The organism is Roseobacter denitrificans OCh 114 (genome assembly GCF_000014045.1).
GTDB classification, from domain to species: Bacteria; Pseudomonadota; Alphaproteobacteria; order Rhodobacterales; family Rhodobacteraceae; genus Roseobacter; species Roseobacter denitrificans.
In genome coordinates this window covers 20440-35141 of sequence record NC_008387.1, presented here as the reverse complement: position 1 = coordinate 35141, position 14702 = coordinate 20440, and the positions used below count along the sequence as shown (strand labels likewise).

Genomic DNA, 14702 nt, shown 5'->3' with positions numbered 1-14702 from the left:
CAGTAGCGCGCCCCGCATCTTTTTCCTAAGGTGCGGGCGTGATGCGTTTTTTGTTCCTTGTCCTTTGCCTGCTGATCAGCGCGACCGTTCTGGCGGCAGAAACCTCCGTGGAAAAGCACCTCGCGCTCGATGGCAGTATCGCCCCCAATGGCCGCGCGGTGGAGCTCAGCTGGTTTGACGCAGACCCGCCGCGCGTGGGCAGTGTCATCGTCAACCGCCGCACTCTGGGCCAGACCGGGGCGGGCAGTTGGCAGGCATTGGGGCCCGCAATGGGGCCGGTGATGCGATTTGTCGATGAGACGATCCAGCCCGGCGTTGCCTATGAATATCAGGTGATGCGCACGGCGCGCGATATCGTCGATGTGGGCTATTGGGCGACTGGCGTCGAAATTCCCGCCACCGAGGCGCGCGGCACGGCCTATCTGGTCGTGGATGAAACCCTCGCCACCGATCTGGAGGCCCATCTGCAACGGTTCAGCCGTGACCTTCTGGGGGATGGCTGGCAGGTGCAGCGCGTGCACGCCCCGCGCGGTGATCTGGATGATCTGCCCCGGAATCTGGCCGCGGCGCTGGCGGTGAAAAACTGGCTGGATGAACGTTTCCGTGCCGACCCCTTTGGCCAGCATGCCGTCATTCTGGTGGGTCATGTCCCCATCGTGCTGAGCGGGCAGGTGGGCCCGGATGGGCACGCGGCAAAACCCCACGCCACGGATCTCTTTTATGCGGAAATGGACGGGCAGTGGCGTGCCTCTCCTGACGGGCTGTTGCTGGAAAACACCCTGCCCAGCGACGCCATCGAGATGCAGATCGGACGCATTGATTTCGAACCGCTCAGCAGGGGGGACAAGGCGCGCGAAGTGGCTCTGTTACGGGCGTATTTTGACAAGAACCACCATTGGCGCCACGGCCTGCTGGGGGATCTGCGTGGCGCTTACGGCCAGAGCAAGCATCTGATCGGAGAGCAATATGGCCTGCGCAACATCGTGGGCCCGCAGGCGCTGGAAGCCGGCGGGCATCACGACGTGGGTGAGCGTGAACCCTGGCTCTGGGGCGTGGATTTCGGCCATCACAAGGGCGCGGCCTATGCGAGCGATTATGCCAACAAGGCGGTTTTTGCGATCAACTTCGGCAGCAACAAGCAAAAGATCGAACGCGGCAATAATGCCCTGACGGCGCTGCTTGCGCAGCCTTGGTATACGCTCGCCGTGGGCTGGGGCGGGCGGCCCACCTGGTGGCTGCACCACATGGCCCTCGGGGACACCATCGGGGAGGTGCACCGGCGTACTGTCAACAACGGCCGCGCGGCCAATCCCTACCGTGAAAGCATGGAGTATTATCCCACCGGCACCTACCTCTGGCGCAACCCGATCTGGGTGAACCTGCTGGGCGATCCGACCCTGCGGGCCTTCCCGCTGGCTCCGCCTGTGCGCGTGACGGCGCGGAAGACAGGGCAGGGGGTGGAGGTGTCATGGGAGGCGTCACCGGATGTGAACGTGATTGGCTATCGGATCTGGCGCATGACAGCAGAGGGGATCGCCGAGCCGCTGGATGGCGGTGAGGTGCAAACCGCCCTGACCTTTGTGGATACCTCCCCGGTGCCGGGCGCGCGCTATATGGTGCGGGCCACTGGGCTCAAGGACGTTTATGCAGGGTCTTTTTATAGCCTGTCGCAGGGGGCATTTAGCGGACCGGTGGCGGCGTCTGTAAAAGATATCGCATTGGCAACCCGCGCAGGCATACCCGTTGCCTTGCCTCAGGTGTTTAATGCGCCACAAGACGGCCTGATCCACGCGATCATCAAAGGCCCCGCGCGCGGCAAACTCGACCGGACCGAGACAGGCTGGCACTACACCCCGCCCGAGGGGTTCACGGGGACGGTGGAGGTGCGGTTTTCAGCCTCGGGAGTCTGGCAAACGCAAGCAGGTCAGTTGAGGGTCACCGTCACACAATGAAACCGTATACCTGCGGGACTGTGGCGCTCTGTTCCAGGCCATCAAAGAATGAGACATACCCCTCATACGGTCGATCAGGTGCGGCTTGGAGTTTCCGGGCTGAAAGGCCGTGGATCGATTAGGAGGGCGGTGATCCAGCCTACGATGAAACCGCCCAGGTGGGTTTGCCAGGCGAGTTGGCCGCTCATGGCCCACCACAGGATCAGGTTGAAGGCGATCAGCAGGGCGACGGCCTGGGCGACGGGCAGCAGCCCCTGTTCAAAGGTGAAACGGTCCACATACATCCAGGCCAGCAAGCCACCGGCAAGGCCAAAGAGCGCCCCCGAGGCGCCGACCATCGGTTGCAGGCCCGGGGCCAGCAGCGCATAGCCCACAGCCCCGCCGAAGATCGACGCGACATAGAGAATGCAGAACCCGCGCAGCCCGACCCGCAGGATGACCGCCGCGCCCAGTGACCACAGCGTGATCATGTTGATGACCAGATGGATCACCCCCCCGTGCAGGAACCCGTAGGTGACGAACATCGCATAGGGCTGCACCGCGTAATTGGGGTTCCAGTCCTTGAGCAGGCCGGGCCAGAAGCCGCCGTATTCATAGGCCATCCCGCGCAGCCGCTCCGGCTGAAGCAAACCAATGTCGCTGAGTTGCAGGATCACTTCCAGCGCGCAGCAGATCGCGATCAGGGCGAGCAAAAGGCCCCGGCCAGGCGTGTTCCTTTGCGCGGTGAAAGCTGCTGTCGGTGAAAAGGCGTTGTCTTTGGCCATGACTGACAATGAACGGCCTTGCCGTGGCTTGGCAAGGGCGGATCAGGGATTCCAGCTAAAGTTTCGTTGCAGCCCGATAAAGACCGTATTGGAACTGCGGTCGTCCTCGCTTTCCGAGGTGGACAGGATATGGGACACACCGCTCACAAGACCCCAGTCGCGGGTGAGGGCATATTGATAGGACAGGCTGAGGTTAATCCGGCGCGCATCATCCGCGAGCGGCCCCAGCTCGTTACGGTCGAAAAGGGAGACATCCGCACCAAAGCTCGACAGGTTGTTGATCTGATGTTGGTAGCCCGCATTCAGGGTGGTGTTGATCTGCTCTTCGTTGTCGCTGTCCGTGTTGAAACGCTGTGACAGACCAAAGGTGATCTGGGAGGTCGGCAGGGCATAGGAATAGTCGATATCCACCAGCGGTTCGAAACTGCTGTTCTCGCTGCGGGTGCCGCCAAGGGAGTAAGACAGGGCCGCGCGGCGGGACAGGTTCATCTCGCGGTTGACGGCAAAGAACGCGCGGCGCCCGTCACTGTTGGAACTGACGTCCGAGCTGAGCGTGGCGCCCAGGGTTCCGTTCGTCAGTGTGCGCGTCAGTTCCGCGCTGAAACTGGTCCCTTCATTGGTGCCGGTCTCATCACCGCTGCGTTCAATAGTGTCATAGCTTGCGGAAAAATCGCCGGTGAGGAGGGGGGTAAACTCCAGCAGAACACCTGCGCCAAACCCGGTGGTTTCGCGGCTTGTCCCGTTGCCTTGCGCATCAAAGTCGATGTATTTCGTGGTCAGCCGGGCAATGATGCGCGGATCGATCCGGAAATTGATCTGTGCGGATGTATCCAGCGTGCTGCGGTCGGTCAGGTCGGGGTCTTCCGTGCCGCTATAGCGCAATTCGCTGTAATCCAGCGAGAAGCTCGCGCCGATGGGCGCTTCCACCCCCACGGCACCGGTCAGGCCGAAACCGTAGTTCTGCCGTGTGCCGCTGTCCTGATTGAGGACCCTGCCATCTGAGTCGAAATCATCGTCCAGGAACGTGGAACTGGTGTCGGACTCGCGGTATCGCAGCGTGGTGCCGATATTGGCGTTGCGCGTGGCCCGGTCATAGCCCAGTTGCACAAAACTATTCGTGGCATCCACGGTGGCGCGGTCATTGCGCCCTTCTTCGATATCCGTGCCGAGGCTGAGGGTGAAATTCTCAAGCGGTGTCGCACTTTCCAGATCAAAGGCCAGGATCGTGCGGCCAAAGAAATCAGGATCATCCTCTATTTCAAGGTCGGGGTTGTCGCTGTATTCAAGCCGCTGGGTGACATCGAAGCTGGCGGTGATGCCGGGGGGCGGGGTGTCTTGCGCATGGGCCGCGATACCGATGCCGCATAATGCCAAAAGCGCGCTCGCCTTGTGACGTGCGCGGGTTTTGCGTTTGAAACTGTGCCTGTCTTGCCTGTGCGAATGGGGGTTATTCGAACAGACGCCGTTCCGGTACCAGAATGACATCTCCGTCCTTCAGCTCGATCACATTGCTCGCGGTCCCGTTTGCCAGGGCCTTATAATTTAGTGTTACGACGTTTTGTACGCCGGTCTGCCGGTTCGTGCGGCGCAGTTGGATGCGTTTGATGGCGGCAAAGCGCGTCACGCCCCCGCCCACGGCAATCGCCTGCAACAAAGTGGTGCCGGGTTTGACCTCAAGCAGGCCGGGGGTGTTGACCTCTCCCAGAAAATAGACGTCGATGGTGTCGCCATCCGCCGCTTCCTGTACATTCGAAGCAGCCGGAATGACCGAGACGAAAACCGTGGGCGGGTTGGCGAAATTCGACTGGATGGCGGTGGTCACATCGCCCTGAATCTGTGTTGCGGTGCGGCCGCTGGCGCGCAGGGTGCCCGCAAAGGGGAAGTTGAAACGCCCATCGGGCAAAACCACGACCGAGCGGTTGAGGCTGCTGTCTTCCAGCACTTCGATGTTCAGGCCATCCCCGGGCTGCACCCGATATTCCGATTGCGCCTGTGCCATGGTCGCGACCAGCACCAGCACCAGCCCCATGAGAATGTTTTTGACATTTTGCATCGTCGTTTCTGCTCCATTGCAGCTTTGCGCCATCATCTATCGCCAGACCTTGCATGAAAAGAACTGATTAAGCTGAGGTAAAAATTAGTCAAAAATGTAGTTATGACGTCACAGGCCCGCAGGCGCGCCTGATCGCCCGCCCCATGAAGGAGCAGGCGCAAAGCGCTGGCCCATCTGGATCAACGGGTCAGTTTTCCGTGGCAGCGACGCTGTTGCGCGCCTCGATCACCTGCGCGCGCTGATCATCGGGGCCGGCAATCTGCACGACCTTGCGGAACTGCGCCATGGCATCTTCGGGACGTTCCAGCGCCTCATAGGCCTTGCCGAGGTGATATTGCACCAGCGGATCATTGGGCAGACCCTGCGCGGCGTCCTCAAGATAGGGCAGCGCCTCGCTCACTTCGCCGCGCCGGAACAGAATCCAGCCAAAGGTATCCTGCATCGCCGGAACATCCGCATCGCGGAACCGGCGGGCCACGACCCAGGCCCGCTCAAGACTGGCCTCATCCGTACGATATGTAGACAGCAGGCTGGCCAGGTTATTGGCCACGACAACCGAGCTTGAGTTTCGTTCATAGAGCGATTCATAGATTTCGATCGCACCATCAATATCGCCATCCTGCTCTTTGTAAGAGGCGCTGGCCCAGAGCAGGTTGGGGTTGTCAGGCACAATGCTCAATGCTTCGTCGACGACAGCATTGGCGGCATTCGTGCCTTCCAGTCGCTGGGTGACACGGGCCAGTTCCAGCCAGACATTGGCGGCTTGCGGTTCGGCCTCAAGAATGTCGCGATAGGTTGTCGCGGCATCTTCGAGGTTCCCGTTGGCGGCCTCAACGGATGCGGTGATGGCACGCAGCGACAGGTTGTCGGGATTGTCGGCCAGTATGTCACGCGCCAGTGTGAGCGCGCCGGCGGTATCGCCCGTGGCCAGTTTGACCCGGACCAGTTCCACCTGATTGCCCAATGTCGCATCGGCAGACAGGGCAATGCTTTCCAGATAGCTCATGGCCTCTTCAACGCCGTTGCGCGCGCTGATCCACTGTGCCTCAAGCTGTGTGGAGGCCTGTTCCGCCGCGGGTGTCTCAATGGATTTCAGGGTGTTGATGACCTGTTCGGTGCGGCCCATGTCATCCATGCGCAGATAGAGATTACCCAGTGCGGCCAGCAAGTCGACGTTCCGGGGGGCCAGCCGCAGGGCAGGGAGCAGCGTATCTTCTGCGGGCAGATAGCGTTCCTGCCCGATCAGCAATTGCGCATAGCGCAGGCTTTCCGCAGGCGCATTGCCGGAGGCTTCCACGGCCAGCGCCAGGAAATCCTGTGACAGTTCGGGACGCCCTGAACGGGCATAGGCCTCGGCCATCAGGCTCATGGCTTGCGCATCTTCCGGGGCGCGGTCCAGCGCCAGCCGCAGGTTGTTGATCGCAGCCTCGGCCTCATCGGCGCGGATCTGCCAGGAGGCCTGCATCTTCAAGGCGGCGGGGTGCCCTTCGTCCGCGACCAGAACTTCTTCGACCTGCGCCCGCGCGCCCACTTCGTTGCCGGTGCTCAGCATCATGCGGGCAAGGGCAACCTTGATGTCATTGGTCTGCTCTGACGGTTCTGCGCCTTCCAGAACACCCTCAAGCTCCATGATGGCCTCAGTCGTTTCACCCTGGGCAAAGATGATGCCGGCCCGGATGGTCTGGAAGGGCACCGGGTCTTCTTCTTCGGCAATGGCGGCGTCCAGTTCTGCCAGGGCCGCCTCCGGACCTTGTGTCTGGAGCAGGTAATTGACCAGATCCGCCCGAGGGGCGTTATCATCAGGGGCCGCCCTGTCCGCAAGTTGGCGCAGGAAGGCTTCGGCCTTGTCGTTTTCTTCGCGTGACAGATAGAACCGCAGCAGCATCTGCTTGGTTTCGGTATCCTCGGGGAAGCGCTCCACCATGCCCAGCAACTGTGTTTCGATGCCTTCCATGTCGTCATTCTGTGACAGGATGTTGAGCCGCTGGCGCCAGTAGAGCATATTCTCCGGCTCCCGTTCCAGCAGCCAGTCCAGCTCGATCAGGGCCTGTGTCATGTCCCCGTTGAGCAGTAGGGCATCCAGCACCAGTTTGCGTAGCATCACGCTGTCGGGCAACGCACCCAGCAAGTCTTGTGCGGCACGCGCCTGTTCGCGCCGTGCGGGATCATCATTGGCAAGGCTCGCAGCCCGGTAGGCCAATGCGATTTCGATCGCTTTGACGCGGGGTTCATCAGGGGCCAGTTCGATGGCGCGGGTGCCGTGGCGTTCGAGTTCTTCCCAGTTGGTGCCGTTGAAGGCCATTTCGCTCAGCATGATGCGGGTTTCGGCATCATTCGGATATTGTTCGGCAAGGCGCAGGAACTGCCCATAGGCGCCGCGGATGTTGTTTCTCTGCTCCAGAAGGGTTGTGGCCAGCAGGAACCGTGCGTCGCGATGGCTGCCGTCGAATTCGAAGACATTGCGCAACTCGACGATGCCGCGGTCATAATCGCCCGCCTCAATCAGCTCGAGCCCGCTCTGGTAATATTCCTCAGCGCGTTCTTCGGATGATTTACAGGCGCTGAGCGTGAGTACCGCAACCAGCATGATGGGAATAATCTTGAACAATCCAACTCTCCGCACAGTTTGAAAACTCTCTTTAAAAGACGAGTCTTAAAAGTTTATGCCAGTGCGGTTTCAGACGCCAGAGCCAGACAGGCATGTATCGGTCACAATTTGCGGACCGCCTGTAGCCTTATGCGAGAAACCCGGGCCTCTCAACACTGTCTGAAACCAAGGATTCAACACGTCAGGCGGCACATGGCATTTCTCAGGTATGCCTCAAACGCTTTACGCTTTAGTAGCCCGTTCCGCGGACAACGACGCTCACAGTGCGCAGCAAAAGCAGGGCGTCAGTTTTGAACGAAACGGTCTGATAATACTCGTCGTCATAGCGGGCACGGTCTGAAAAGCTGACCTTGTTACGGTCTGAGACCTGCCACGGGCCGGTGATGCCGGGACGCAGGCTGTAATAGCCTTTGCCGGGATAGGCCGCCTTCTGGCACAACATCATCGGGCGGGGACCCACGAGCGACATCGTGCCATTCAACACATTCAGCAACTGGGGCAACTCATCCGCAGATGTCTTGCGCAAAACACGGCCCACGAATGTGATACGGGGGTCATGCTTGAGCTTCTGCGTCGTGTCCCATTCGATACGGGCATCCGGATTTTCCGCCAGATAGGCTTCGAGCAGGTCATCTGCGTTCTGCACCATGGTGCGCAGTTTCCAGATCCGGAATGTCCGGCCATTCCGGCCGATGCGCAATTGCGAATAAAACGGGTTGTGGCCGTCAAAGGCGATGATCGCCGCCATGAGCGCAATAAGAGGAGATATAATAGGTATTATGATAAAAGCAGCGGTGACATCCAGTATGCGCTTGATCTTGTCACGATAAATACCCCGTGCGGGTCGGGATGCTGCCTTGGGCCTTTGCATTTGCTGGGATTGGTCTTCAATCTCCACACCGTGTGGCGCAAAATGTAATGTCATACACACTTCCGGACGAAATGACCCGGCTCCAAATACTGTTACACACAACGCGCATCACTTCGGCTCACAGAACACATGCGCAAAAATGCCTAAGAAAGTCTTCCAGATGCGACTGTCATAATTGTTAGCATTTTGTCTGACCGCAAGCATAGCCCAGTGAGTGCTGTTTGGTAAATTTTTATGAGAATTGATAGAAATTTTTGCTGAAATCAATATTTTACCCGTAAAGGTAGAAAAAAATAAATGTAGATGTGGTTAATTGTCGACGGGCAGGAATTAACTTCTCCGTTATCGGTGCTGTCAGCGGCTATTTTCGAATCAAATCCCGCGGCATCAATATCGCATAAGGCGAGATGCGCGCCTTGAAATACACTTATTTTGGCAATACAGCCCCTTCTGGTAACTATTACGCAAGATGATTACGTCTTTGCTGTCGGTATCAGGATAAGGATAAAGTTTCAGAGCTATGGCCGCTGAACTTTACAATGCACATTTCGGTTTCAGCGAGCGACCTTTCTCCTTGTCGCCCGATCCTGATTTCCTGTTCCTGTCAAAATCCCACACGCGCGCTTTTTCCGTTTTGGAATATGGGCTTATGACCCATGCGCCCTTGACGATGCTGACCGGTGAGGTCGGGATGGGCAAGACGATGCTGCTGCAGGCTTTGCTGCGCAAGGTGGAGGATGATATCACGCTGGGACTGGTGTCCAATGCGCAGGGGGACCGGGGCGATCTGTTGCGTTGGGTGCTGAATGCGCTGGATGTCGCCTTGCCGTCCGAGACGGATTACGTGTCGCTGTTTCAGCATTTCCAGAACTTTGTCGTGAGTGAATACGCCGCCGGGCGCCATGTGGTGCTGATCATTGACGAGGCGCAGAACCTGGGCGCTGAGATGCTCGAAGAGCTGCGCATGCTGACCAATATCAATTCGGGCAAGGACGAGTTGTTGCAGATCATTCTGGCTGGCCAGCCCGAGCTGCGCGATCTGATCTCGCGCCCCGAATTGCGCCAGTTTGCCCAACGTGTGACCGCCACCTATCATCTGGCCCCCTTTGCGCGTGCCGACAGCGTGGCTTATATCAAACACCGCCTGCAACGGGTCGGGGGCACGGGGGAGGAAATCACCGCCCCTGCCCTGAGCCATATCCACCTTGAGGCGGAAGGCATTCCGCGCTCGATCAACAAGCTGTGCGATCTGGCGCTGGTCTATGCGGCAAGTGCGGGCAATACGGTTGTCGGCAAGCCGATCATCAACGAGCTGATCCGTGACGGTCTGATCCTGAAACCGGCCCCCCCGCTACTGGTCCTGACCGACCGGGTGGATCTTCCTGAAAAGGCTGCAGAATGAATCTGGATATCGCATTCTACTGGAAACTTCTTGTGCGCCGCATGCCGGTGATGATGCTCTTCGTGTTGCTCGGGTCAGGCCTTGGGGTGATCACCGCACTGAAGCTGCCCGAGACATGGTCCACAGGCGCCCGCCTGCTGGTCGAAGCGCCGCAAATCCCTGATGAGATGGTGCGCTCGACCATTCAGACAGATGCGTTGGAACAGCTTGACATCATTCAGGAACGGCTTTTGACCCGGGCCAATCTGATCGATATCGCCAACCGTTTGAATGTGTTTGAGAACCTGCGCGAAATGGATCCCGATGAGGTCGAGCAAGCGATGCGCACCGCCACCCGCATCCGGCGCACTGAGGGGCGCAATCAGGCGACCGTTCTGCGCATTTCCTTCGAGGCGCGTTCCGGCCGGATCGCAGCGGCGGTCGTGAATGAATATGTGACCATCATTCTGGACGAGAACGCCAGTTTCCGCATCGCACGCGCGGCAGGCACCTTGCAGTTCTTCCAGCAGGAAGTGCAGCGCATGGAAGAAGAGCTGGCCCGGCAAAGTGCCGAGATTTCACAGTTCAAATCCGACAATGTCGCAGCCCTGCCCGAGAACCAGAGCTACCGGCTGGGGCGGCAGACGCTGTTGCAGGAACGGCTGGAGCGGCTGGAACGTGAGCGCAGTGTATATCTGGCGCAGCGCGAAGATGTCCTCAATATCTATGAAGCCACGGGCGAGGTGCGCCGCGAAGGGGGACAGGCGGCTCTGAGCGCTGATGAGCAACGCCTGCGCAACGCCGAGGCAGAACTTAATGCGGAATTGTCGCGCTATTCCGAAACCCACCCCAACATCGTCCGCCTGCGCGCCCTTGTGGAACGGCTTGAGGGCAGCATCGCGGCGGATAAGGCTGCTCTCCTGGCCGAGGAGGAAGAAATCGCCACCGAGGATCCGGTTCTGACCGCCACCCTGGCTGAGATCGACACGCGGCTGGATTTTATCGAAAACGATATCGAAAGCACCACAGATGAGCTTGCGCAGCTTCAGGAGGCGATCGCGCGCAGTTCGAGCAATGGCATCATTCTGTCCGGACTGGAGCGCGAATATGAGATCATCGAAAGCCGCTACAACGCCGCTGTGCTGAACCTGAACGCTTCTCAGATGAGTGAACGGATCGAAACCACGGCGCAGGGCCAGCGCATCACCATCATCGAAAGCGCAACCGTCCCCAATGTGCCAACCGGCCCGAACCGGCCCAAGATCGCCATTGCGGGGGCCGCCGTCGGCATCGGGTTGGCGGGGGCTTACTTCGCTCTGCTTGAATTTCTCAACCGGACCATCCGCCGTCCGGCAGAGCTGGTCAGCCGCTTTGATATCACCCCGATCGCGACCATTCCCTATATGGAAAGCCGCCGCCGCCGCCTGATCCGCCGCGCCAGCATCATCGGTGCTACGGTTTTCGTCTTGGTAAGCGTTCCTTTGGCTCTGTGGTATATCGACAGCACGTATCTGCCACTGGAACTGATTGTGCAAAAGGGTCTGTCCCGCCTGGGGCTTGGGTAAGGTAAAAGGTCACGTAGACTATGGAAAAACTGCAAGCCGCTTTGGAAAAAGCCCGTAAGGCAAGGGGCACGCCCACGGGAACGCTGCGGGCAAAACCACGCAGCCCCATAGGGCAAACCACAGGAAAAATCCTTCCGCAGGACGCTTTGTGGGAGGCGCTGACCCCCTTTGATGTCTCGGACCGGCACCTGAGTGAGCAGCGCATCGTGACCCGTCAGGCCGGACCCAGTGCCGCGCCCTTTGATATCCTGCGCACCAAGGTCTTGCTGCAGATGCGCCAGAACGGCTGGAAAAGACTGGCCATTACCTCCCCGATGCCAAACTCGGGGAAAACCACCACTGCCTGCAATCTGGCGCTGGGGTTGGGTCGACAAAAAGACCTGCGCGCCATTCTGATGGATCTCGATCTGCGCGATCCTTCGGTACATTCCTTTTTTGAGGCCAAACCCACCCATGGGATCGGGGATCTGCTGGCCGGGCGCGCGGCGTTCAGCGAACAGGCTCTGCGGATCGGGGATAATGTCGCTGTTTCCATGGCCCGCGATGCTGAAACCGACCCGACCCGTCTGCTGCTGGCGGAGGAAACCGCTGATATCATCGACCAGATCGAGGCGACTTATGCGCCCGACATCATGATCTTCGATCTGCCCTCCGTGCTGGTCAATGACGACACCCGCGCCTTTCTCAAGAATGTGGATTGTGCGCTGATCGTCGCGCGCGCCAATGCGACCCGCTACGGTCAGTTTGATATCTGTGAACGCGAAATCAGCGAACAGACCAACGTGATCGGAACCGTGCTGAATGCTTACACAAATGCCAACTCCACCTCTGACGAGGGGTGAGAGGCCACGGGGTTCCCGGTCGCGTCACCGGCGTTTGAACGAATAAAGAGGATTTTAAGTAATCGCATTCCTCGGGGTACGTCTAAGCCGAGCGCTGATATCCTCATGGTAAGGATACTTGTTTAATCAACGCCATGCCCGGTGTATGGAATGCCCGATCAGGGCGAGGATAAAGAGTTGCAGATTGAACAGACGAAATTGGCGGGTGTTTTTGTTCTGACACCCAAACGGTTCGGGGATGCGCGCGGATTTTTCAGTGAAAGCTGGAGCGCGCGGGAGATGGCCGCGCAGGGGCTTGATTTCACCTGGGTGCAGGACAATCATTCGCTGTCGATGCAGACAGGCACGGTGCGGGGCCTGCATTTTCAATCTCCCCCCCATGCGCAGGCCAAACTCGTGCGCTGCGGGCGTGGGGCGTTTTTCGATGTGGCCGTCGACATCCGGCGCGGCTCACCCACCTATGGCCAGTGGGTTGGCGCGGAACTGAGCTATGAGAATGGCAAGCAGATGCTGGTGCCCACCGGTTTCCTGCATGGGTTCGCCACCCGCCAGCCCGAGACGGAAATCATCTACAAATGCTCTGATTATTATGCGCCCGAATGCGACGGGGCGGTCCGCTTTGACTGCCCGACCATCGGGATCGACTGGGGTTTGGGCGATTTAGAGCCTGTTTTGTCAGACAAAGACGCCGCAGCCCAAGGGCTTGCGGATTTCGACAGCCCGTTCGTCTGGGAGGGGGTGCAATGAAACTTCTGGTGACCGGGGGCGCGGGGTTCATCGGCTCTGCGGTGGTGCGGCAGGCGATTGCACAGGGGCACCATGTGGTGAACCTTGATGCGCTGACCTATGCGGCATGTCTTGAGAATGTGGCCAGTGTCGCGGACAACCCCGCCTATGTTTTTGAGCACGCCGATATCCGCGACCGTGCGGCGCTCGACCGGGTCTTTGCCAGCCATAAACCTGACGCGGTGATGCATCTGGCGGCGGAAAGCCATGTGGACCGCTCCATCGACGGGCCGGGCGATTTCATCGAGACCAACATCACCGGCACCTACCACCTGCTGGAGGCCGCGCGCAGCTTTTGGACAGCTCAAGGTAAGCCCGAAGGTTTCCGCTTTCATCATATCTCCACCGATGAGGTGTTTGGCTCCCTGGGCGCGACCGGACAATTCACCGAAACCACGCCTTACGATCCGCGCTCGCCCTATTCAGCGTCCAAGGCGGCCAGCGACCACCTGGTGCGCGCCTGGGCGGAAACCTATGGGCTGCCCATCGTGATGACCAATTGTTCGAACAATTACGGCCCCTACCATTTCCCCGAAAAGCTGATCCCCGTGGTGATCCTGAACGCGCTGGCGGGCAAGGATATCCCCGTCTATGGCGTGGGCGAGAACGTGCGCGACTGGCTTTATGTTGAGGATCACGCGGATGCGTTGCTCACGGTGCTGGCGAAAGGGGCGGTGGGGCGCAGCTATAACATCGGTGGTGAAAACGAGGCGAAAAACATCGATATCGTGCGGATGATCTGCGCCATATTAGACACTAAAAAACCCAAAACCACGCCCTCAGGCAGCGCAGCGGCAGGGCATGACAAACCCTCCTACGCGGATCAGATCACCTTCGTCACCGACCGCCCCGGCCATGACCTGCGCTACGCCATCGACCCCACCCGGATCGCCACAGAACTGGGCTGGCGCCCTTCGGTCACGCTGGAGGAGGGCCTGGAAAAAACCGTGCAATGGTATCTCGACAACGAAGACTGGTGGCGCGCCCTGCAAACCCGCGATGGGGTGGGCGAACGGTTGGGCGCGCGCCCATGAAGATCCTCGTCTTCGGCCAAACCGGGCAAGTGGCGACGGAACTGGCGCAGTTGGATGGTGTGACTTGTCTGGGCCGGGAACAGGCGGATCTGAGCGATCCCGGTGCTTGTGAGGCGGTGATTGCCGGGTGTGACGCGGATGCGGTGATTAATGCGGCCGCCTATACGGCAGTGGACAAAGCCGAAGAGGACCGCGACACGGCGATGATCGTCAACGCCATGGCGCCCACGGCGATGGCGGCGGCCGCTGCGGCGCGGGGCATCCCTTTTGTGCATATCTCCACCGATTACGTATTTGATGGCTCCGGGCAGAGGCCCTGGCAACCGGACGCGCCGACCGGTCCCTTGGGCGTTTACGGGGCCAGCAAGCTGGGCGGGGAAAAGGGTGTCGCGGCGGCGGGTGGCGCTCATGCGATCCTGCGCACATCCTGGGTGTTTTCGGCCCATGGTGCGAATTTCGTCAAAACCATGCGGCGTTTGGGGGCAGAACGGGACGCCCTTACCATCGTGGCGGATCAGATCGGTGGACCCACGCCCGCGCGCGATATTGCCGCTGTTTGTGTGGAAATTGCGCGCGCACTGACCCAAGACCCATCAAAATCGGGCACCTATCATTTCAGCGGTGCGCCGGATATCAGCTGGGCCGATTTCGCGCGTGAAATCTTCGCGCAAAGCGGGCTCAGCGTCGATGTCACCGATATCCCCACGTCCCAATATCCCACCCCGGCGCAACGCCCGCTGAATTCACGCCTCGATTGCAGCACAACCACAGCGACATTTGGCATCCCACGTCCCGACTGGCGCACAGGGCTGGCCGGGGTCCTGAGCGATCTGAACACCTGAGGAG

General features: G+C 59.6%; 12 protein-coding genes. 7 read left to right on the top strand and 5 right to left on the bottom strand.

Going from position 1 to position 14702, the window contains the following annotated elements; translation table 11 throughout:
• The first annotated feature begins 41 nt into the window (after nt 1-41).
• The gene (locus RD1_RS20115; protein WP_011655494.1) at nt 42-1952 is read left to right on the top strand and encodes a hypothetical protein; all 1911 of its coding nucleotides are present in this window, start codon (nt 42-44) and stop codon (nt 1950-1952) included.
• Between the two features lie 74 nt (nt 1953-2026).
• On the opposite strand, the gene RD1_RS20110 is transcribed toward RD1_RS20115, so the two are convergent.
• The 5 genes from RD1_RS20110 to RD1_RS20090 form a co-directional block, all read right to left on the bottom strand.
• Nucleotides 2027-2716, bottom strand: a complete 690-nt coding sequence (locus tag RD1_RS20110) for a rhomboid family intramembrane serine protease (RefSeq protein ID WP_044033608.1) — start codon at nt 2714-2716, stop codon at nt 2027-2029.
• Nucleotides 2717-2758: 42 nt separating this feature from the next.
• A complete protein-coding gene (locus RD1_RS20105; protein WP_011655492.1) occupies nt 2759-4201 on the bottom strand; it encodes a hypothetical protein in 1443 nt (480 codons plus the stop codon).
• Nucleotides 4164-4769, bottom strand: coding sequence for a polysaccharide biosynthesis/export family protein (locus RD1_RS20100; protein WP_011655491.1), 606 nt, complete (start codon nt 4767-4769; stop codon nt 4164-4166). Before RD1_RS20100 ends, RD1_RS20105 begins: the two co-directional genes overlap by 38 nt.
• Before the next feature lie 187 nt (nt 4770-4956).
• Nucleotides 4957-7377 (bottom strand): tetratricopeptide repeat protein, encoded by a 2421-nt coding sequence (locus RD1_RS20095; RefSeq protein ID WP_245897386.1) that lies wholly within the window; start codon nt 7375-7377, stop codon nt 4957-4959.
• Nucleotides 7378-7606: 229 nt separating this feature from the next.
• Nucleotides 7607-8302, bottom strand: coding sequence for a sugar transferase (locus RD1_RS20090; protein ID WP_074958817.1), 696 nt, complete (start codon nt 8300-8302; stop codon nt 7607-7609).
• A 466-nt stretch (nt 8303-8768) separates the two neighbouring features.
• Here RD1_RS20090 and RD1_RS20085 point away from each other — a divergent pair, with 466 nt between their 5' ends.
• The 6 genes from RD1_RS20085 to rfbD all read left to right on the top strand — a co-directional run bounded on the left by RD1_RS20085 (nt 8769) and on the right by rfbD (nt 14698).
• Nucleotides 8769-9650, top strand: a complete 882-nt coding sequence (locus RD1_RS20085; protein ID WP_011655488.1) for an ExeA family protein — start codon at nt 8769-8771, stop codon at nt 9648-9650.
• Nucleotides 9647-11194 (top strand): GumC family protein, encoded by a 1548-nt coding sequence (locus tag RD1_RS20080; protein ID WP_011655487.1) that lies wholly within the window; start codon nt 9647-9649, stop codon nt 11192-11194. The genes RD1_RS20085 and RD1_RS20080 overlap by 4 nt, the downstream gene beginning before the upstream one ends.
• Before the next feature lie 20 nt (nt 11195-11214).
• Nucleotides 11215-12036, top strand: a complete 822-nt coding sequence (locus RD1_RS20075; RefSeq protein WP_011655486.1) for a CpsD/CapB family tyrosine-protein kinase — start codon at nt 11215-11217, stop codon at nt 12034-12036.
• A gap of 177 nt (nt 12037-12213) precedes the next feature.
• Entirely contained in the window at nt 12214-12783 is a 570-nt protein-coding gene (gene rfbC / locus RD1_RS20070) for a dTDP-4-dehydrorhamnose 3,5-epimerase (RefSeq protein WP_044033622.1), read from the top strand.
• On the top strand, nt 12780-13856 hold the full coding sequence (gene rfbB, locus RD1_RS20065) for a dTDP-glucose 4,6-dehydratase (protein WP_011655484.1): 1077 nt from the start codon (nt 12780-12782) through the stop codon (nt 13854-13856). The genes rfbC and rfbB overlap by 4 nt, the downstream gene beginning before the upstream one ends.
• Complete coding sequence (gene rfbD / locus RD1_RS20060; RefSeq protein WP_044033606.1) at nt 13853-14698, top strand: dTDP-4-dehydrorhamnose reductase; 846 nt, start codon at nt 13853-13855, stop codon at nt 14696-14698. Before rfbB ends, rfbD begins: the two co-directional genes overlap by 4 nt.
• The last annotated feature ends 4 nt before the right edge of the window (nt 14699-14702 follow it).

What these genes read in the sequence shown, in the direction of transcription:
- RD1_RS20105 (WP_011655492.1), bottom strand. Translation starts at nt 4,201, where the DNA reads ATGTCATTCTGGTACCGGAACGGCGTCTGTTCGAATAACCCCCATTCG.
- RD1_RS20085 (WP_011655488.1), top strand. Translation starts at nt 8,769, where the DNA reads ATGGCCGCTGAACTTTACAATGCACATTTCGGTTTCAGCGAGCGACCT.
- RD1_RS20110 (WP_044033608.1), bottom strand. Translation starts at nt 2,716, where the DNA reads ATGGCCAAAGACAACGCCTTTTCACCGACAGCAGCTTTCACCGCGCAA.
- RD1_RS20115 (WP_011655494.1), top strand. Translation starts at nt 42, where the DNA reads ATGCGTTTTTTGTTCCTTGTCCTTTGCCTGCTGATCAGCGCGACCGTT.
- rfbD (WP_044033606.1), top strand. Translation starts at nt 13,853, where the DNA reads ATGAAGATCCTCGTCTTCGGCCAAACCGGGCAAGTGGCGACGGAACTG.
- RD1_RS20100 (WP_011655491.1), bottom strand. Translation starts at nt 4,769, where the DNA reads ATGCAAAATGTCAAAAACATTCTCATGGGGCTGGTGCTGGTGCTGGTC.
- RD1_RS20090 (WP_074958817.1), bottom strand. Translation starts at nt 8,302, where the DNA reads ATGACATTACATTTTGCGCCACACGGTGTGGAGATTGAAGACCAATCC.
- rfbB (WP_011655484.1), top strand. Translation starts at nt 12,780, where the DNA reads ATGAAACTTCTGGTGACCGGGGGCGCGGGGTTCATCGGCTCTGCGGTG.
- RD1_RS20075 (WP_011655486.1), top strand. Translation starts at nt 11,215, where the DNA reads ATGGAAAAACTGCAAGCCGCTTTGGAAAAAGCCCGTAAGGCAAGGGGC.
- RD1_RS20080 (WP_011655487.1), top strand. Translation starts at nt 9,647, where the DNA reads ATGAATCTGGATATCGCATTCTACTGGAAACTTCTTGTGCGCCGCATG.